Source organism: Microlunatus soli (assembly GCF_900105385.1).
Taxonomy (GTDB): domain Bacteria; phylum Actinomycetota; class Actinomycetes; order Propionibacteriales; family Propionibacteriaceae; genus Microlunatus; species Microlunatus soli.
The window spans coordinates 2373564-2392500 of record NZ_LT629772.1; the positions used below are offsets into that span (position 1 = coordinate 2373564).

At 68.5% G+C, this 18937-nt stretch carries 17 protein-coding genes; 12 read left to right on the top strand and 5 right to left on the bottom strand.

Annotated features, from left to right (window positions below; genetic code table 11):
* Window positions 1–79: 79 nt before the first annotated feature.
* The 4 genes from BLU38_RS10955 (at window position 80) to BLU38_RS10970 (ending at window position 4242) form a co-directional block, all read left to right on the top strand.
* Complete coding sequence (locus BLU38_RS10955) at window positions 80–1423, top strand: sensor histidine kinase (RefSeq protein WP_157683377.1); 1344 nt, start codon at window positions 80–82, stop codon at window positions 1421–1423.
* An 8-nt stretch (window positions 1424–1431) separates the two neighbouring features.
* Window positions 1432–2124, top strand: coding sequence for a response regulator (locus BLU38_RS10960; RefSeq protein WP_231920287.1), 693 nt, complete (start codon window positions 1432–1434; stop codon window positions 2122–2124).
* 154 nt (window positions 2125–2278) lie between these two features.
* On the top strand, window positions 2279–3163 hold the full coding sequence (locus BLU38_RS10965; protein ID WP_091524374.1) for an ABC transporter ATP-binding protein: 885 nt from the start codon (window positions 2279–2281) through the stop codon (window positions 3161–3163).
* Window positions 3160–4242, top strand: coding sequence for an ABC transporter permease (locus BLU38_RS10970; RefSeq protein ID WP_091524379.1), 1083 nt, complete (start codon window positions 3160–3162; stop codon window positions 4240–4242). Before BLU38_RS10965 ends, BLU38_RS10970 begins: the two co-directional genes overlap by 4 nt.
* A gap of 203 nt (window positions 4243–4445) precedes the next feature.
* Here the strand turns inward: BLU38_RS10970 and BLU38_RS10975 are convergent, their stop codons facing one another.
* The 4 genes from BLU38_RS10975 to nth all read right to left on the bottom strand — a co-directional run bounded on the left by BLU38_RS10975 (window position 4446) and on the right by nth (window position 7260).
* A complete protein-coding gene (locus BLU38_RS10975) occupies window positions 4446–5129 on the bottom strand; it encodes an HD domain-containing protein (protein WP_197680074.1) in 684 nt (227 codons plus the stop codon).
* 78 nt (window positions 5130–5207) lie between these two features.
* Window positions 5208–5879 (bottom strand): NUDIX hydrolase, encoded by a 672-nt coding sequence (locus BLU38_RS10980; protein WP_091524383.1) that lies wholly within the window; start codon window positions 5877–5879, stop codon window positions 5208–5210.
* Window positions 5876–6517, bottom strand: a complete 642-nt coding sequence (locus BLU38_RS10985; RefSeq protein WP_231920288.1) for a TlpA family protein disulfide reductase — start codon at window positions 6515–6517, stop codon at window positions 5876–5878. The genes BLU38_RS10980 and BLU38_RS10985 overlap by 4 nt, the downstream gene beginning before the upstream one ends.
* Window positions 6514–7260 carry an endonuclease III gene (gene nth, locus BLU38_RS10990; RefSeq protein ID WP_091524387.1) on the bottom strand — a complete coding sequence of 249 codons (747 nt, stop codon included), beginning with the start codon at window positions 7258–7260 and terminating at the stop codon, window positions 6514–6516. Before nth ends, BLU38_RS10985 begins: the two co-directional genes overlap by 4 nt.
* Before the next feature lie 101 nt (window positions 7261–7361).
* On the opposite strand from nth, the gene BLU38_RS10995 reads away from it, so the two are divergent.
* Window positions 7362–8039, top strand: coding sequence for a Crp/Fnr family transcriptional regulator (locus tag BLU38_RS10995; protein ID WP_091524391.1), 678 nt, complete (start codon window positions 7362–7364; stop codon window positions 8037–8039).
* A gap of 91 nt (window positions 8040–8130) precedes the next feature.
* On the opposite strand, the gene BLU38_RS11000 is transcribed toward BLU38_RS10995, so the two are convergent.
* Window positions 8131–9612, bottom strand: a complete 1482-nt coding sequence (locus BLU38_RS11000) for a S1C family serine protease (RefSeq protein ID WP_157683378.1) — start codon at window positions 9610–9612, stop codon at window positions 8131–8133.
* A gap of 161 nt (window positions 9613–9773) precedes the next feature.
* On the opposite strand from BLU38_RS11000, the gene BLU38_RS11005 reads away from it, so the two are divergent.
* The 7 genes from BLU38_RS11005 (at window position 9774) to BLU38_RS11040 (ending at window position 18936) form a co-directional block, all read left to right on the top strand.
* Window positions 9774–10127 carry a hypothetical protein gene (locus tag BLU38_RS11005; RefSeq protein ID WP_091524398.1) on the top strand — a complete coding sequence of 118 codons (354 nt, stop codon included), beginning with the start codon at window positions 9774–9776 and terminating at the stop codon, window positions 10125–10127.
* A complete protein-coding gene (locus BLU38_RS11010; protein WP_091524402.1) occupies window positions 10124–10837 on the top strand; it encodes a hypothetical protein in 714 nt (237 codons plus the stop codon). The genes BLU38_RS11005 and BLU38_RS11010 overlap by 4 nt, the downstream gene beginning before the upstream one ends.
* Window positions 10838–10931: 94 nt before the next feature.
* Window positions 10932–12887, top strand: a complete 1956-nt coding sequence (locus BLU38_RS31385; protein ID WP_197680075.1) for a M48 family metalloprotease — start codon at window positions 10932–10934, stop codon at window positions 12885–12887.
* On the top strand, window positions 12880–14364 hold the full coding sequence (locus tag BLU38_RS11020; RefSeq protein WP_231920289.1) for a type IV secretory system conjugative DNA transfer family protein: 1485 nt from the start codon (window positions 12880–12882) through the stop codon (window positions 14362–14364). The genes BLU38_RS31385 and BLU38_RS11020 overlap by 8 nt, the downstream gene beginning before the upstream one ends.
* Complete coding sequence (locus tag BLU38_RS31200; RefSeq protein WP_172836115.1) at window positions 14361–15008, top strand: hypothetical protein; 648 nt, start codon at window positions 14361–14363, stop codon at window positions 15006–15008. The genes BLU38_RS11020 and BLU38_RS31200 overlap by 4 nt, the downstream gene beginning before the upstream one ends.
* Window positions 15005–18454 (top strand): zeta toxin family protein, encoded by a 3450-nt coding sequence (locus BLU38_RS30850; RefSeq protein ID WP_172836116.1) that lies wholly within the window; start codon window positions 15005–15007, stop codon window positions 18452–18454. The genes BLU38_RS31200 and BLU38_RS30850 overlap by 4 nt, the downstream gene beginning before the upstream one ends.
* Window positions 18454–18936 carry a hypothetical protein gene (locus tag BLU38_RS11040; protein ID WP_197680076.1) on the top strand — a complete coding sequence of 161 codons (483 nt, stop codon included), beginning with the start codon at window positions 18454–18456 and terminating at the stop codon, window positions 18934–18936. The genes BLU38_RS30850 and BLU38_RS11040 overlap by 1 nt, the downstream gene beginning before the upstream one ends.
* Window position 18937 lies beyond the last annotated feature (1 nt).

The following is an 18937-nucleotide window of genomic DNA, read 5'->3' on the forward strand; positions in this document are numbered from 1 at the left end:
ACGGTGCGGCAGGCTGGTTCAGCGCTTCAGGGGTGCGGCCGATCGGCGGTCATCCTTTCGGACGAAGGCGGATCATTCCGTGGAGGACTATCGGTCGGACCTCGACGTTCCTATTGTCACCATCATGAACGCCATCGACGAGGCCGATCCGCCGCCACCTCGGCTCACCCCGAACGCTCTTCTCGGGCGGATCTGCATCAGTGCGGCGATCAGTGCTGCGGCCTGGATCTACACGGTGGTGTCCGTGATCGGCGCGGGGACACAACCCACGTGGTCGATCATCCTGACCATCGGTTTCGGTGCTGCCGGATGGGTGTTGGTGTTCTTCCGGCGACGCCGCCCGGCAATCACGCCGCTCCTGATCTTCTGCTGTGCTGCGGTGTCGCCGCCGGCGTTCGGCCCGTTCCTCTGGGCGTCGTGTTCGCTGGCCACTCGACGCCGCTGGCGACAGTACGGATGGGTCGGTGCCGGCGTGCTGATCATCTACGCAGCCCAGATGCTGGTTCCGATCGACCTCAGCACCGGGTTGCCGAGCGACCATGTTCCCCAGGCCGGTGTGAAGGGGATCGCGTTCTTCGTCTTCGGCGTGACGGCCGCAACCGCAGTCACGATGGTGGCCTGCGGCATCTGCGGCGGCGCAATCGGAGCCCAGCGCAGCTTGTTGTGGAAGCTGCAGGACCGGACCCGACGGGCCGAGGCCGAGCGTGATCTGCGGATCGCGCAGGCTCGCAGCATGGAACGGCAACGGATCGCCCGCGAGATGCACGACGGGCTCGCCCATCGGATCTCGCAGATCTCGGTGCATGCCGGTGCCCTGGCCTTCCGCCCGGACCTGGACTCCGCTCAGGTCGGTGCGGCCGCCACGACCATCCAACGGTCGTCCCATCTGGCGCTGACCGAGCTGCGCGACATCCTCGGCGTACTCCGCGACACCGACGACACCGACGGATCTCGGCCGATCGCTTCGGCCGCCCACCTCGGCGAACTCCTCGACTCCCACTCTTCGACCGGGACCGACCTGCGCGTCCGGATCGATCAGGACGTTCTCGATGATCTTGCTCCGCCGATCGGTCGGGCCGTCTACCGGATCGTCCAGGAGGCGCTGACCAACGCCGGACGGCATGCCTTCGGCCAGCCGGTGTCACTCACGATCGACAGGACCGACGGCAGTCTGGAGATCACCGTCCGCAACCCGATCGCCGCGCAAACACCATCGGCCCGACCCGGTGCGCCGCTGCCGGAGTCCGGCTATGGCATTGTCGGACTGACCGAACGCGTCGCCCTGCTCGGAGGGAGTCTCGACATCGACCGATCACCGAACGACTTCACGCTGCACGCCCGGCTGCCGCTCGGCGCCGATCTTCCGCGCGCCGCAGCAAGTCCGCTGACCGGTACGCAGTCGAGTGAGACGGCTCCGGCGTGATGGAGGCCGTGGATCCTGCGACCGCGCCGGCGGCGATCGGGATCATGATCGTCGACGATGACCCGATCGTCCGCTCCGGACTGCGGATGATGCTGGACGGGTTGCCAGATCTGCGCCTCGTCGGCGAGGCGTCCAACGGCCGGGATTGCCTTGCCCAGTTACGATCTCTCGCGCCAGACCTGATCCTGATGGACCTGCGGATGCCGGTCCTGGACGGCATCGAGACCACCCGACGGATCGCCGAGGGCAGCCCCGCGACACGGGTGCTCGCGCTGACCACCTTCGACACCGGGGAACTGGCGCTGGCGGCGTTGGCCGCCGGAGCGGTCGGGTTCCTGCTCAAGGACACACCGCCGCAAGATCTGGTCGATGCTGTGCGTGCGGCCGGCCGTGGCGAACCGACACTGGCTCCGACGGCAGCGCGGGCGCTGCTCGACCACGTACGCCAAGATCACCGGACGGCGTCCCGGGACGCCGCACGTGCCCGGCTGGCCGACCTGTCACCGCGCGAACGGGACGTCGGCCGCGCCGTCGCCGACGGACTCAGCAACGCCGACATCGCCGATCGGCTGAGCATCTCGCTGCCGACCGTGAAGACCTACATCTCCCGACTGCTCGACCACCTGGACGTCGCCAACCGGGTCCAGATCGCCCTGCTCGTCCAACAGGCCGACCTCGACCCACCCCCACCGTCGCACTAGTTGCGTACCTTCGCACCAGGTGTACGTGGTGCGAAGGTACGGAAGTGGTGCGGCGGTGATCGGGTGCGGGTGTGCCGGGTCCGGCTGAGGGTGGAGCCAGGATCTCCCCCTTGGTGCGGAGGTGTGACCGGGCGATGCTTCCTAGGCTGAGGTCATGCTCGAAGTGTCGAAGATCAACAAGTCCTTCACCGGGCGGCGGGTGCTGAGGGATGTCAGCTTCGACGTCGCCGGTGGACGGATCACCGGCTTCGTCGGCCGCAACGGCGCCGGCAAGACCACCACCATGCGGATCATGCTGGGCGTGCTGGCCGCCGACAGCGGCGAGGTCCGGCTCGACAAGCAGTCCTTGACCGCCGACGACCGACGACGCTTCGGCTACATGCCGGAGGAACGCGGGCTGTATCCGAAGATGCCGATCGGTGAGCAACTCGGCTACCTGGCCCGACTGCACGGGCTGTCGGCGTCCCGGGCTCGGCACAACACCACCGATCTGCTGGACAAGCTCGGACTCGCCGAACGCTCCGGCGACCGGGTCGAGACACTGTCCCTGGGCAACCAACAGCGGGCCCAGGTCGCGGCGGCATTGGTCCACGACCCGGAGGCGCTGATCCTCGACGAGCCGTTCTCCGGCCTGGATCCGCTCGCGGTCGACGTCGTGCTCGCGGTGTTGAAGGAGCGGGCCGATGCCGGCGTGCCGGTGCTCTTCTCCTCACACCAGTTGGACATCGTGGAGCAGCTCTGCGACGACCTGGTGATCATCGCCGACGGCACCATCCGGGCGACCGGTGATCGCGACGCGCTGCGCCGACAGTACGCCGGTAGCACCTATCAGGCGACCTTCGGCTTCGATGCCGGCTGGCTGCGTGATCAGTCCGGGGTCCAGGTGATCGAGTTCGACGGTCCGCACGCGATCTTCGAGACCGACTCCGCCGACGCCGCACAGGCCGTCCTGACGCGGGCCGTCGAACGCGGCCCGGTGCTCAGCTTCACCCCTCGCCGGCCCAGGCTGGCCGAGATTTTCAAGGAGGTCATCCAGTGAACCGCAGCCAACAGATCTGGCTGGTCGCCGAGCGGGAGATCCTGGCTCGGGTCCGCAGCAAGGCGTTCCTGATCTCGACCGCGCTGATGCTGGCCGGCGTACTCGCCTCGGTGATCATCAGCGGCCTGCTGGCCGATCGTGATCACTCGACCCCGGTCGCCGCGGTCGGTCCGGCGGCACAGCAGATCGCCGACAGTCCAGAGCTGACGGTCAAGACCGTGAACGACCGGGAACAGGGAGTTCAGCTGCTCCGCGACGGGACCGTGGATGCTGTCGTGATCAGCGACAACGGCAACCGGACCGGGCTCAAGATCATCGCCGAGGACTCCAGCCCGGACGAACTGGTGGCGCTGTTGAGCGTCAAGCCCTCGGTCGAGCTGTTGGACCGGTCCCAGATGTCGCCGATGGTGCGCTACTTCGCCGCACTCGCCTTCGGTGTGGTGTTCTTCATCTCCGCGGTCACCTTCGGCGGAACGATCGCGCAGAGTGTCGTGGAGGAGAAGCAGACCCGGATCGTGGAGATCCTGCTGTCCACCATTCCGGCGTCGGTACTGCTGACCGGCAAGATCATCGGGAACAGTCTGCTGGCCTTCGGTCAGGTGGTGCTGCTCGGCGCCTGCGCCGTCGTCGGCCTGACCGTCACCGGCGACACCCAACTGCTCGGCGCGCTCGGGGCACCGATCGCCTGGTTCGTGGTGTTCTTCGTGATCGGTTTCGTCCTGCTGGCAGCGATGTACGCCGCCGCAGCCTCCCTGGTCTCCCGCCAGGAGGACGTGCAGTCGGTGCTGATGCCGGTCACGATGTTGGTGATGATCCCCTACTTCCTGGTGATCTTCCTCAACGACAACGACCTGGTGATCACGATCATGTCCTACGTGCCGTTCTCGGCAGCGGTCGGGATGCCGTTCCGGATGTTCGTCTCCGACGCCGCCTGGTGGGAGCCGCTGCTGTCACTGCTGATCCTGATCGCGAGCACCGCGGGCGTGATCGCTATCGCGTCCCGGATCTACCGCAACGCACTGCTCCGGGTGGGCGCCCGGGTGACCCTCCGCGACGCCCTGCACGGCTCCGACGCCTGACCTCGGATCCGATCCTGCCGAGCGGCGACCCGCCCCGTCGCGTACTGGCGTCGAACGGTCCACACTCAGTCCGGTCAGATGGCAGTCGGTGTTACCGAATCGCCCCTTGGAGAGCGGCAGCCAGGGGCGAGACGGTCGCATGTGTTACGAAATCGCCCAGATGGGTGGCCCCTGGCGAGTGGTCTGCGGGTGCCGACGACTCCTCAGCCGGCGTTGAGGGGCCACTCGTCGGGGTCGAAGTCGGCGCGGACGCCGAGGTCGTCGATCAACTGCAGGGCCTCGGTGGTCAGATTGGTCCGGGCGGCGGCGTTCAACCGGCGGCCCTTGCTGGTCCGGAAGATGTCCCGGCCACCGAAGCGCTGCAGCACAGCCAGTCGACCGCGGGCGAACTCCTGATCATCCAGCTTGGGGTATTCGGCGCGAACGTCGGCGACGTAGCGGCGATAGTCCTCCGGTTCGGCGGCGAGGATCGCCAGGTCGGCGTCACAGAGCAACTCGCCGTCGGCGTCGGAGCCCAACGGTCGATGGGTCTCGGTGAGCCGGACCAGCCGGGCGACCTCGCCGATCTCCTCCTGTTCGAAGCCGCAGCGACCGAGCGTACGGATGGCCAGTCGGGCCGAGGCCTCCTCGTTGCTCAGTTCGGCGGTCGGGATCGCATACACCGCATCGTGGAACCAGGCGGCCAACGAGACCAGGAAACGATCATGCTTGGCGGTCGCGAACTCCTCGACCCGATCCAGGACGTGGGCCAGATGTCGCTGATCGTGGTAGTGCCGCTGCGGCTCGGCGTAGCGCCGTACCAGCTCCGCACCGACGTCGGCGTGCTCGCCGAGCAGATCGGCGAACCGTGCGTTCAGACTCTGCGCCAGTTCTTGATCTTCGGTCATCGGTGCTGCTCCTTCGTGTGGATCCGACCCGGACAAGACCCCTGTGAGGGTATCGGGCCGAACGAGCGTAACGGGACCTCAAACTCTGCCGAGGTAGCGGTCCGGGATGTTCTTGGTACGACGCCGGTCCCACGGCTGCTGCCAGCCGCCGCGGGTCAGGACGCCGTCCACCATGTAGGCGGTGAGCCCCCAGATCAACAACTCCCCGATGAAGAAGCCGGGACCGTACCGTCCGCTGGGATGGGTCATGGTGAAGCGATTCTCCGGATCGGCGAGTCGGGCGATCGGGATCCGCAGCACGGCGGCGACCTCGCCGGGATCGACGACGCCGATCGGACTCGGCCGCCGCCACCAGCCGAGCACCGGCGTCACCTGGTAGCCGCTGATCGGGACCTCGATGGTGGCCAGCTCCCCGAGCACCTGGACCCCGTCCCGATCCAGCCCGGTCTCCTCCACCGACTCGCGAAGCGCGGTGTCGGCCAGATCATGATCACCGGGCTCGTATCCGCCACCGGGGAACGCGACCTGCCCGGGGTGCGAGCGCAGCCCTGCCGCCCGCTCGATGAACAACAGATCCGGTCCGCCGACGGGTGCACCGCCGTCCGGCCCCGGCAGGGTGTCCTCACCGAGCAAGATCAACACCGCCGCCGGGCGTCGTTCCTCTTCGGTGAAGGTGTGCGGGGTGCCCGGGTCATCCAGGCTGTTCCGCAGGGTGTCCAGCCAGGCCGGAACGCCGTCGTCCGGACTCACAGCCGGACCCCGAGATGATCATCGATGGCGTCGATCAGTTCCCGGTCGGAGGTGATCGGACCGTTGTGACGGTAGGCGATCCGTCCGCTCTCGTCGATGAAGAGCGTCTGCGGTGGCCCGAGGATCCGCAGTCCGGGCTTGATCGACTTCTGTTGATCCTGGAGCTGCGGATAGCTCCACTTCGCCCGCCCGGCATAGTCGATCGCGGCAGCGGGATCGGGGTCGTCGTAGTCGATGCCGAGAAAGTTGATCTTGTTGTCGGCTCGTTCCGCGACGGCCCGCAGGTGCGGCGCTTCCTGCCGGCAGGGGCCGCACCATTGGGCCCAGATGTTGATCACGGTCGGGGTGCCTCGCAGCCCGGCCAGATTGACCGACCGACCACCGCCCAGACAGGGCAACGTGACGGCCGGCAGACCATCCGGCTGAGCCTGGGCGTCGGCGTCACTGGTCGGGCAGTCGGCGATCCCGGCCTGCTTCTTCGCCGCCGCCAGGCTCGGATCTGAGGAGGTCGAGGCGCCGGGTGGCTGGGCCGACGGGGTCGTACCCGGGGTCGCAGAGGGGGACAATGCCGAGCAGCCGGTGGTCAGCAAGATCAACAGTCCTGCGGCGACCGCCGCCGGGCGAGCTGCGGGCATCATCCCCGCGGTTCCCGGACCAGCTTCGCCGCCTTCGCCGGATCGGTCGGTCCCTCGCCGTACGACGGGCACCAGCGGGCCAACGGGCAGGCGCCACAGGCAGGATTGCGGGCGTGGCAGCGTCGCCGACCGTGCCAGATCACGTTGTGGCTGAGCTGGGTCCAGTCCTTCCGCGGGAAGAGAGTGCCGACCTCGGCCTCGACCTTGTCCGGATCGGTCTCGGTGGTCCACCCGAAACGACGGACCAGTCGGCCGAAGTGGGTGTCGACGGTGATCCCGGGCACTCCGAACGCATTGCCCAGCACCACATTGGCGGTCTTCCGCCCGACACCCGGTAACGTCACGAGCTCCTTGAGCTTGCCGGGCACCTGTCCGTCATAACGCTCGACCAGGGCCGCCCCGAGCTTGAGCATCGATTCGGTCTTGGCCCGGAAGAACCCGGTTGGCTTGAGGATCTCCTCCATCTCCGCCCGGTCCGCGCCCGCCAGCGCCGCGGCGTCGGGATAGCGACCGAACAGGATCGGGGTCACCAGGTTGACCCGTTTGTCGGTGGTCTGTGCGGACAGAATCGTCGCCACCAACAACTGCAACGGGCTGTCGAAGTCCAATTCGCAGGCCGCGTCGGGATAGGTTGCGTGCAGAGTACGGTTCATCGTGCGCGCTCGGCGGACCAGGGACGTCCGGCTCGGTGCCACACCGTCGGCCGCGGCGTCGGTTTCGGTCGGCGAGGTGGAGCCAGGAGTCATACGGCTCAGCCTACGACGCCGCGCCGCTGCGATGACGTGGTGCACACCACGGCGGCTGACGGTAGCCTGTCGGGGGAAATTGGAGATGACCAGGAGGGCACGTGGACCCCGAAGTCTTGAAACAGGCTCCGCTGTTCAAAGGGCTTGACGACGAGGCAGTGGCGGCGCTGTCGGCGGCAATGGGCACGGTCAATCTCGCGCGAGGCGAGATCCTGTTTCACGAGGGCGACACCGAGGACCGGCTCTACGTCGTGGTCAGCGGCAAGGTCAAGCTCGGCCGCAGCGGCTCGGCGGGCCGGGAGAACCTGATGGCCGTGCTCGGCCCCGGCCAGATGTTCGGCGAGCTGTCGGTCTTCGATCCCGGACCGCGTTCGACCACGGCGACCGCCGTCACGGTCTGCGATCTGCGAGTCCTGGAGCACGAGGTGCTGAACAAGTGGCTGGTCGGCCGTCCCGAGGTGGCTCAGGGTCTGCTCGGTCAACTCGCCAGCAGGCTCCGCCGGGCCAACGACACCAACGCCGATCTGGTCTTCTCCGACGTGCCGGGCCGGGTCGCCAAGGCGCTGCTCGACCTGGCGCACCGCTTCGGCGACCATCGTGAGGACGGGGTGCATGTGCACCACGACCTGACCCAGGAGGAACTGGCCCAGCTGGTCGGCGCGTCCCGCGAGACGGTCAACAAGGCGCTGGCCGACTTCGCCGCCCGCGGCTGGATCCGGCTCGAGCCGCGCTCGGTCACCCTGATCGACGTCGAACGCGTCGAACGCCGAGCCCGCTGACCCACCCCGTACGGTTCCCGCGCACTTTTGCGGTTCCAGCGCTGCTTGCAGCCTGCGCTGGGACCTCGAAGGTGCGCGGGAAGAGTGGGGGTCAGGCGGAGCCGAGGGTGACCTTGGCGGTCTTGGATTGTCCGTCGCGTTGATAGTCGACCTGCACCGCGGTGCCCGGTGCGTAGTAGTGGGTCGCGGCGATCAGACCGTCGGCTGTGGTCACCTTGAATCCGTTCAGCGCGGTCACCACATCACCGGCCCGCAACCCCGCGTCGTCGGCTGCGCTGCCGGATTCGACGCTGCGCAACTGGACGCCGGTGGTGGTCGATCCGAGTGAACTGTCGTCGGTGCCGGCAATCGTGACACCGAGGACGGCGTCTTCGGACTTGCCGTTGTCGATCAGCTCGGAGGCGACCCGGACCGCGACGTCGGCCGGGATCGCGAAACCGATGCCGATGTTGCCGGACTCGCTGCCGCCGCCGGCGCCGCCTTCGTCGGTCGAGGCGATCGAGGAGTCGATGCCGACCACCGATCCGTCCAGGTCGACCAGCGGGCCACCGGAGTTGCCCGGGTTGATCGCCGCGTCGGTCTGCACTGCCATGTAGACCGCGTCGTTGTTGTTGCCGGACCGGACGGGGCGGGCCTCGTTGGAGACGATTCCGCTGGTGACCGACTGGGACAGTCCGAGGGGTGCGCCGACCGCGACCACCGACTGGCCGACCGACAGCGACGACGACTTGGCGAACTTCGCCGGCTTCAGATCCTTGACGCCGTCGACCTTGATCACGGCGAGATCGTCGGTCTCGTCACTGCCGACCACCTTCGCCTGCGCGGTCTTGCCGTTGCTGAACGTGACGGTGATCTTGGTCTGTCCACTCACCTGACCCTGGCTGCCGGGAAAGCCGCCGCCACTCTGGCTGCCGGCGACGACGTGGTTGTTGGTCAGGATGTGGCCGTTCTTGTCCAGCACGACGCCGCTGCCGATGTCGCCGCTGGTACCGGACTGCACGGTGATCGTCACCACCGACGGTTCGATCACCTTGGCCGCGTCCTCGACGGTGCCGTCGGTCTTGGCCTGTTGCGGTGCCCGCTGAGTGCTGACGTTGATCGGTGAGGCGACCTGTTGCCCGTCCCGTCCGAGGGCGGCATAGGACCCGACCCCGACGCCGCCGCCGACCAGCGCGGCCAGTGCCAGCGACAACACCATCAGGCCGGCCCGACCCCGTCGTCGCGGCGACGGCTGCGGTGCGGGTTGTGCTGACGGGCTGCTGCCGGCAGGGGGTGCCGGTGGGCCGGCCATCGCCGAACCCTGTCCGGTGCCTGCGCCCTGCCCGCCGGGTGGCGGGAAGCCGCCGGCCGGGCGGTCGAAGATCGTCGTACGTTCCGGGTCATCCGGCTGCTGACCGGGCTGTTGTTCGTACGCCGCGGTCGGCTCGGTGTAGCCGTAGCCGCCCTGGCCGTAGCCGGTGCCGTACGGGGATGGCTGTGGCGGCCGGCCGAAACCGTCGCCCTGTCCGAAGAAGTGCTGCTGACCCGCCTGCCCCTGCGGGTCGTTGCCGTTGCCGGGCCCGTTCTCGTTCATGCCGACCACGGTGCCGCGCTCGACTGTGCAGAGCCTGTGGGTCGGCTGTCGGGTGGCTGACGATCCGAGGCTGTGGATAACCACGCCGTCGCGGCGATGTCCGCCCGCAGACTGTCAGGACATCCGACGGGGCGTCGGATCGCTGATCCGAGGAGGAACCCATGAAGATCGCCAAGCTCGGGCCGCTGCAGGTCGGATCGTCGCAACCGGCTCAGTGGCAGCGAGATCGGGACGCGGTGTTGAGCTATCTCAAGGGCGGCTGCGTGATCCGGGCTGCACGGTCGCTGGCGCCCGACGAGCTCGACCCGGAGCGTAAGCCGGCAGTCCCGCTGACCCTGCTGACCGACGGCGCGTGGGTCTGGTCGGGTGCGGTCATCTACTACGCCGAACGGCACGACGTGCCCGTCGATGCGGGACTGCTGTCCCATGTCCGCGACCAAGGATTCGTTCCGGCCGAACCGTCGGCAGACGCGGTCACGGCAGCGCTCGCGGCCGTGGACGGGATGGCGTCGTGACCGTCGGAGCGAACAGCATCAAGGAAGGGGCGGCCGCGGACGAGGCACTGCCGCCGGTGCTGCAGGAGATCCTGGACGACAGCGAGCCGACGCCGGCCGGTCGTTCCTTCTACCCCGCCGATGATCAGCCGATGCGGGAGGCGGCCCGGACGCTGGCGCAGCAGCCCGGCTACTACGTCGTCGACATCCACGGCACAGCCGACCGGGCGAAGGTCGGTCCGACCTGGTTGGACGCCGACCAGTTGGCGGCGTTGATCCGCGAGACTCCCGACTGGCAGGGCCAGCCGGTCTTTCTGATGTCGTGCGACACGGGGCGCCGCGACGACGGCTTCGCACAGCAGTTGGCCACCAGTCTGCGGGTCGACGTGACCGCCCCCGACAAACTGGCCTGGTCGGACTTCGAGCCCGGCGGCGGCGCCCAGCCCTATTCGTCCGACGGTTGCCTGGACGGGTTCGGGATCCCCCGTCCGATCAAACCGCCGACCGGGACCTTTGTGACCTTCTCCCCCGCGGAACCGGCGCAGCTGGCCGCCGGTGACGGCCGGGCCGCCGAGCTGGGCAGCGGGACCGACCAGACCGCACTCGGGCTGCTGCATCGACGTGTCGGGGCAGGCTCAGCCGCCGTCGCGGATCGAGACGTTTCGCGGCCACCGCTGCGATCGCAGCCGGGACGACGCCAAGATATGGGTGATCAACTGCGAGGCGGATGACCTGTCGGGCGTGGCAGACTTCCGTCACTTGGACCACGCCGGTCCTCCGACCCCGACAGTGGTCAGTCTGATCCGTCTTTCCGACAGGAGCGTCGTGACGACCTGCCCGCGCTGTGGCACCCAGCTCTCCGCCGACCGCACCGTCTGCCCGACCTGTGGCGCTGCGGTGGATCCGCAGTCGTCGGCTCAGTCTGCTGGCCATCAGACGGCAACCAATCCATGGCAGTCCGGGCCGACGGACGCACCGCAGGGTCCGCCGGCGCAGGCCGGATCCGATGGCGCTCAGAACGACGACACCCGGATCCAGCAGGCCGGCGCGACCGGGCCGACCGGACCGTCGGCCGATCAGCGACAGGAGCGCAACGCGGCGGCGCCGGTCTTCCCCGAGCCGCAACAGGCCGGCGACGACGCCGGTTCGGGATCCGGGCAAGCCGCCGGCCAAACGGCACCCACCGGCCCGGGAGGCGACGGCCGGAACACGCCGTATCCGACCCAACTGTCCGAGCCCCGGCCGACATCGGACTGGATCCGGGTCACCGACGCCGAGGCGAGCCGTCCCGATCCGACACCATCCCACCCATCAGGTTTCGATGCGTCCCGATCCGCCACCACCCAGCGCGGGGCTACACCGTCTGGCGCGACACCGCCCGGGGCGACACCACCGGGCCGGCCGCCGACCGGCAGCAGCAGACCGCCCGAAGGATTTCCCGGATCGCTGGGCTTTCCCGGTCCCGGCCGGTCGCCGGACCACGACCCACGCGGCCCCGGAGGTATCGAACCGGCGCTGGATCCTGTCTCGGCCGGCGGCGTACGGACCGGACCGAGCGCGGCGGAACCGTTGCGGGCGGATCCGCGGCCGTTCGCCCGGCCGGCCGCCTACCCGTCCTATCTGAGCTGGCTGGTGACCGCGGCCGGCCGCAACAAGCTCGGGCTGCTGGGTGCGCTGATCGCGACCTGGTACGGGCTGCCGACCGGCGTGCTGCTGGGCGGCGTCGGACTGGTGATCGGCGGCGTCGGCGGTTTCATCGGTGGCACAGCCGGACCGCTGGCCGGCATCGATCAGGTGCCGATCATCGGGCCGATGATCAATCAGACCCCGTTCGTCGGCACCTTCCTGAACGAGGTCGCGGCCCGGGGCGGCGGCATCGTCGGCCTGCTCGTCGGAGCCGCCCTCGGGGCGCTCGCCGGATTCCTGATCGGCCTGATCGGGCCGTGGGTGTTGGGATTCTCCGCAGGCTGGCCGACCGGGCTGGCGATCCTGCTGGCCCAGATCCCGATCGCGGCACTGTGCAGCGTGCTCTACACGACGTATTCGATCGCAGCCGAGCGGGTGAACTTCCGGATCCGCGGGATGCGGCGGCCCAGCCGCCGTGAGCGGGCCCTGTTCCAGCCGCTGCTGATCGACTGTGCCCGACGGCTCGGCCTGACCGATCTCCCGGTGTTACTGATCGACGACACCCGCGAGACCAACATGTACGCCGGCTCGCGGCACCTGATCATCACCCGCGGATTCATGGACGAGTTCAACTACGATCCGGAGCCGATCGCCGGCGTCTTCTGTCACGAGCTCACCCACTGGCGCAACGCCGACTGTGTGTCGAACTACTTGGTCCGCGGGGTCGCGCTGCCGCTGTATCTGCTGTACGCCGCGATCACCCGAGTGATGTGGCTCGCTCGGCGGTCCTACGGTGTCTGGGCAGGAATTCTCACCTTCGTCTTGATCATCACCCTCTGGCCGATCCAGGTCTGCGTCCGGTTGGTGATCATGCCGTCGCAGCGCAACGGTTCGCGGATGATGGAGTACCAGGCCGACCAGGGTGCGGTAGCTGCCGGGATGCGGGCCGGTCTGCGTCGCGCTCTGGCCCGCTTCCGGGCCAGCTTCGACGGTGCGCGCAACGGCTGGGAAGCCTCGGTCGGCTCGACCCACCCGCCGAACGAGCTCCGACTGGAACGGATCGAGGACGACGGCGTGGACTATCCGCTGCCGGATCCGGACGGTCCGGCGGTGCCGATGCAGGTCGCGGTCACCAGTGTGCTGGAGCGTGACTGATGATCATCAGCTCCGTGATCACGCCTGTTCCGTCGATGATCATCAGGAACGGCCGATGACCATCCAATGGCCGGAGATGCCAGCCTTCCAGCAGGGCTTCCGTCGCCAGATCTTCCTCGGCTGGGACGCCCGGGACGGCTACAAACGGTGCTGGAGCGCCCCGGAGGATTCGGTCGGGATCGTCGGCCCGCCCCGCTACGGCAAGACCTCCGGACTGATCATCCCGACCCTGCTGTGGTGGGAAGGTCCGTTGGTCTGCACTTCGACCCGCGGCGACATCCTCGGCTTCACCGGTGATCTTCGGCAGCGGCTCGCCGATCAGTACGGCGGCCGGATCCATGTCTACGATCCGTTCGGCAGCGAGTTCCCTCAGCTGTCCATGCACTGGTCGCCGTTGGCCGACTGCGAGGACCCCAGCGTCTGCTACCGACGGGTCGCGGCGATGACCGCCGTCTCCGGCCAGGGTGTCAGCGACGGCGATCACTGGCGGGCCGGCGCGGCGATCATTCTGCGGGCCTACTTCCACGCCGCGGCCCTTGAGCGGTTGCCGATGGCCGCGGTCCGTCGCTGGCTGGCCGGGCAGGAGGTGCGTGATCCGGTGGCGATCCTCCGGCTGGCCAGTACCGGTGCGGAGATCTGGGCCGACGACCTGGAGGCGATGCAGCTGATCGGCGACCGGGAGCGGGGCAGCTTCTACTCCGTCGCCCGGAACACCTTGGAGGCGACGGCCGAGCCGAAGGTGCTGGCCTCCTGCGACCGTACCGATCTTGATATCGACGAGTTCCTGGCAACCCGGTCGTCGCTGTTCATCATCGGGCCGTCACACCAGCAGCAGGCGATCGCCCCGTTGATGGCCGGGCTGGTCGACAGCATCGCCCAGCGGGCCGCGGAAGTCGCTGCTGGTCAGGGCGGACGGCTGGATCCGCCGCTGCTGCTGGCGTTGGACGAGATCGCCAACATCGCGCCGCTGCAGAGCCTGCCGTCGTTGGTCAGCGAGGGCGGCGGCCGCGGCATCATCACGATGTGGGCGTCGCAGAGCCTTGCTCAGCTGCGTAGCCGATACGGCGAGGAGCAGCAGTCGGCGATCCTGGCCGCGACCACCGCGAAGTTGATCTTCGGCGGCATCTCCAGCGGAGATGATCTTCGCGACATCTCGTCCTGGGCCGGCGAGGAGAAGCAGAATCTGACCAGTACGGTGATCGGTCCGCAGGGCGCAGCCCCGAGCGGGCAGATCGGGGTCAACCAGAGCACCGGGATGCAACAGATGTCAATGTCCCAGGCACTGATCCCGGTCCTACCGACGAACGCGATCCAGATGCTGCCACCGTTCAACGCCTGGCTGTTCTGGCGCAGCGAACGCCCACGGCAGGTCGAGGCCAGACCGGCCGGTGCGATCCCGCAACTGGCACAACTGCGCGGCTTCACCCCACGGTCACCCGACGGTTGGTCCGATCCGTATGCGAGGAGCCAGCGATGAGGATCGCGATGCTGGGCCAGTTGGATCCCGATGTCCAGCGGCCGGAGACCTGGGCCGCCGACAAGCCGGCGATCCTGCGCTATCTGAATGACGGGCTCGGGGTTTCGGCCGCGCGGACGTTGCTGCCCGACGAGATGGATCCGATGCGTCCGCTGGCCGTCAACGTGATCATCTACACCGACGGCGAGTGGGTGTGGAGCGCCGAACACATCTACTACGCCGAGCATCACGACATCCCGATCGACCCCGAGTTGATCGAATACGCCCGCGGACGCAACTTCGAGGTCGGCGACGTCCCCGAATCGGCGATCGACGACGCAATGGACGCGTTGGACGAGGCCGACGAGGAAGCCGAGGCGGAGGAGCCTGTCGACTCCGCTCAGGCGGAACGTTCGCGGTTGGTCGAGTTGACGCCGTACCAGTGGTGTAGCCGGTTTGCCCGGGGCGAGCTCGACCGCGAGCAGTTGATCAACTTGCTGGCCGAGTATCCGTATACGCCGACGGTCGATGATCGCGAATGGAACGACGCGGTCGTTCAACCTCCCGGTACCGTCGACGAGATCGAGCAGGCATCGATCGACGGGCTGATCGACGTCGACCTCTACACAGCGATCATCGACCGACTGCGCCAGCAACCGTCATGACCGCTGATGATCTTGATCCGCGCGAGCGAGGACGCCGGATCCGGGAGGCAGCGGAGCCGGGCGGACCACTCGACTCCCGCGGTCCCAACGCAACGATCAACAACCCCGCTTACTTCGACGTCACGCGTACCGGCCGACGCCAACCGCTGGGCGAACGCCACCGCATGCACCTGTCGATCCTCGCCGAACACCGGGCCGAGGCGCCACGCGCTCAGAGCAACGGCGAACCCGTCGCGATCATCACCGCCGGGCCTCCCGGCGCCGGCAAGTCCGGCTCGCTGAACCGGCAGCTTGCCGCGATCGGGATGACCAAGGACCAGTTCCACCACATCGATCCCGATGACTTCAAGGACCGAGTCTTCGAGCGGATGGAGCGGGACGGCTCCCTGGCGCGACTCGCGCCGGCCGAGGTACGCGACCTCAACCCGTACCCACGCGAGATGGCCGGACTCGTGCACGAGGAGAGCGCCCGGATCGCCGATCGCGCCCGGGACAGTGCGATCGAGCGCGGTGACAACGTCATCGTCGACGGCACCCTGGCCAACTCGCAGAAGGCCGATGCACTGGTCGGACGACTGCAGGGGCGGGGATACCGGATTCATCTGGTCAGCGTGGACGCCGACCGGGATACCTCGATCGAACGTGTCGAGGGACGCCATCTCGGCGGCAACGCCCGCGCAGAGGCGTTGGCACGCGGCGAACGAGAGCTCGACGGACAACAACTCCAACCGTCCGACCGTTTCGGCGGGCGGGCGATCGCGGATTCGGTGCCGCGCAGCATGTTCACCGAGGACGGCCGCTGCCGCTCGACGCTGACCGCCGCGCGGATCGCCGAGACCCAGCCGGGCATCGAGAGCTACGTCCGCTATCGAAGTCATCCGGACCGCGCCGAGCCGGAATTGCAGGAGATCCGAGACGCCCGGCACGGCATGGATCGGGCCTTCACCCCGTCCGAGTACGACGCCCAGCCGACCCGGACTCTGGAACTGCGCCGCCGAGGAACGGCCCGCCGTGCCGAAGAATCCCGTGGAACAGAACACGAGCCGGCACGGCTGCACGGTTGGCTGCAGGAGATCTACGACAACGGATTCGACACCCCTGGTGGCCGTGCCTACTTCGCACCGGGTGACCAGACGGCCCGATTTGCGCCGAACGTCGCGGCCCAGGACGGGCTCTACACCGTCGATATGCACGGAACCTCGAACTCGGTGAGATATGGACGCTTCGGGGTCACCGAGTTCGAGCTCGCGCAGCTGATCCGGGCCGATCCCAACTGGAACGGCCGAGACATCTTTCTGATGTCCTGCCACACCGGCGCGGACCCGGACAACGGCTTTGCCCGACGCTTGTCGAGCGAGATGGGTGTTCGGGTGATCGCGCCGGACCAGTATGCGTGGGGCGGTGAGCGTCCCGGCGACCAGCCGTACGCGACATCGGAGCGAAGGAACAGGTTCGGGTTTGTCCGCCAGACTCGGCCACCGGACGGGATCTGGTATGCCCATAACCCCGACGGGACCCGGGAGCCGTGGCTGACACCCGAGCAGCAGGCCGACCGGCAACCCGCGCGGTGGCGGTGGCTCCGCCGCGGCGAGTCCCGACAGGACGATCGCAGCAACGAGCCCGCCGGCGCCCGGCAGACGCCGGACCCGACCCAGGGTCTGGTCGACGATCGGCTGGCGAACTTTATCCCGCCGCCCGATGGTCACCCCTCGCAGAACATGGTCTGGCCCGAGATGCCGCCCTCGCAACCACCACGCCAGTTCGGAACCTCCGACATGTACGGCTGGTGGGACGACGAACCGGCCACCGACGACGAACCGGCCACCGACGACGAACCGGCCACCGACGACGAACCGGCCACCGACGACGAACCGGCCACCGACGACGAACCGGCCACCGACGACGAACCGGCCACCGACGACGAACCGGCCACCGACGACGAACCGGCCACCGACGACGAACCGGCCACCGACGACGAACCGGCCACCGACGACGAACCGGCCACCGACGACGAACCGGCCACCGACGACGAACCGGCCACCGACGACGAACCGGCCACCGACGACGAACCGGCCACCGACGACGAACCGGCCACCGACGACGAACCGGCCACCGACGACGAACCGGCCACCGACGACGAACCGGCCACCGACGACGAACCGGCCACCGACGACGAACCGGCCACCGACGACGAACCGGCCACCGACGACGAACCGGCCACCGACGACGAACCGGCCACCGAGGACGAACCGGCCACCGAGGACGAACCGGCCACCGAGGACGAACCGGCCACCGAGGACGAACCGGCCACCGAGGACGAACCGGCCACCGAGGACGAACCGGCCACCGAGGACGAACCGGCCACCGAGGACGAACCGGCCACCGAGGACGAACCGGCCACCGAGGACGAACCGGCCACCGAGGACGAACCGGCCACCGAGGACGAACCGGCCACCGAGGACGAACCGGCCACCGAGGACGAACCGGCCACCGAGGACGAACCGGCCACCGAGGACGAACCGGCCACCGAGGACGAACCGGCCACCGAGGACGAACCGGCCACCGAGGACGAACCGGCCACCGAGGACGAACCGGCCACCGAGGACGAACCGGCCACCGAGGACGAACCGGCCACCGAGGACGAACCGGCCACCGAGGACGAACCGGCTGCCGAGGAGGAACCGGCTGCCGAGGAGGAACCGGCTGCCGAGGAGGAACCGGCTGCCGAGGAGGAACCGGCTGCCGAGGAGGAACCGGCTGCCGAGGAGGAACCGGCTGCCGAGGAGGAACCGGCTGCCGAGGAGGAACCGGCTGCCGAGGAGGAACCGGCTGCCGAGGAGGAACCGGCTGCCGAGGAGGAACCGGCTGCCGAGGAGGAACCGGCTGCCGAGGAGGAACCGGCTGCCGAGGAGGAACCGGCTGCCGAGGAGGAACCGGCTGCCGAGGAGGAACCGGCTGCCGAGGAGGAACCGGCTGCCGAGGAGGAACCGGCTGCCGAGGAGGAACCGGCTGCCGAGGAGGAACCGGCTGCCGAGGAGGAACCGGCTGCCGAGGAGGAACCGGCTGCCGAGGAGGAACCGGCTGCCGAGGAGGAACCGGCTGCCGAGGAGGAACCGGCTGCCGAGGAGGAACCGGCTGCCGAGGAGGAACCGGCTGCCGAGGAGGAACCGGCTGCCGAGGAGGAACCGGCTGCCGAGGAGGAACCGGCTGCCGAGGAGGAACCGGCTGCCGAGGAGGAACCGGCTGCCGAGGATAGCGACGTCGACCAAGCCGACGCGGGCGAATCCGACGCGGGCGAATCCGACGCGGGCGACAGCTATGAAGATCAACAGGCCGCCGACGACGATCGCGTCGACGATGCGATGGCGTCCTCGGAGCAGGGCTCGGACTGGAGCAGCGAAAGTGCTGACGCCGGTGCCGACTACAGCACGGGAAGAGAGGACTGATGGCCGACTCGACACCACCGCCCTGGGTCTGGACCGACCTCGACCCCGGCAAGCTGGAACGCAGCTGGCGCGACCTCGCCGACTGGGTGGACTGGCTGGAGGACGCGTACGCTCCATGGGTCCTGCTGCCACCCTGCTGGCCGGATCACGAAGGGCTCCGGACCGAGCTGCGGATGTACTGGTACTGGCATCGGTGGGTGCAACGCAAGGCGGTCAACCCCATCGACGGCGTCCGCTGGCATCAGGAGTTGCGGCGCTCGGCGCAGGCCTGGCGCGATCTCGCCAATTGCCGTCATGATCCGCCGATGCCGCACCGCCAACAGATCCGGGCCGGCGAACGCCGGCGCCGCGACGACTACATCGCCGAAGCGATCCGCGCCGAGACGCAGACCGCCCCACCGGCCCTGTCGGCATCGCAGCAGCCGGCTTCTCCGCAACACCAATCGTCTCCGCAAGTTCAACAGTTCCCCGACCCGAGGTAAG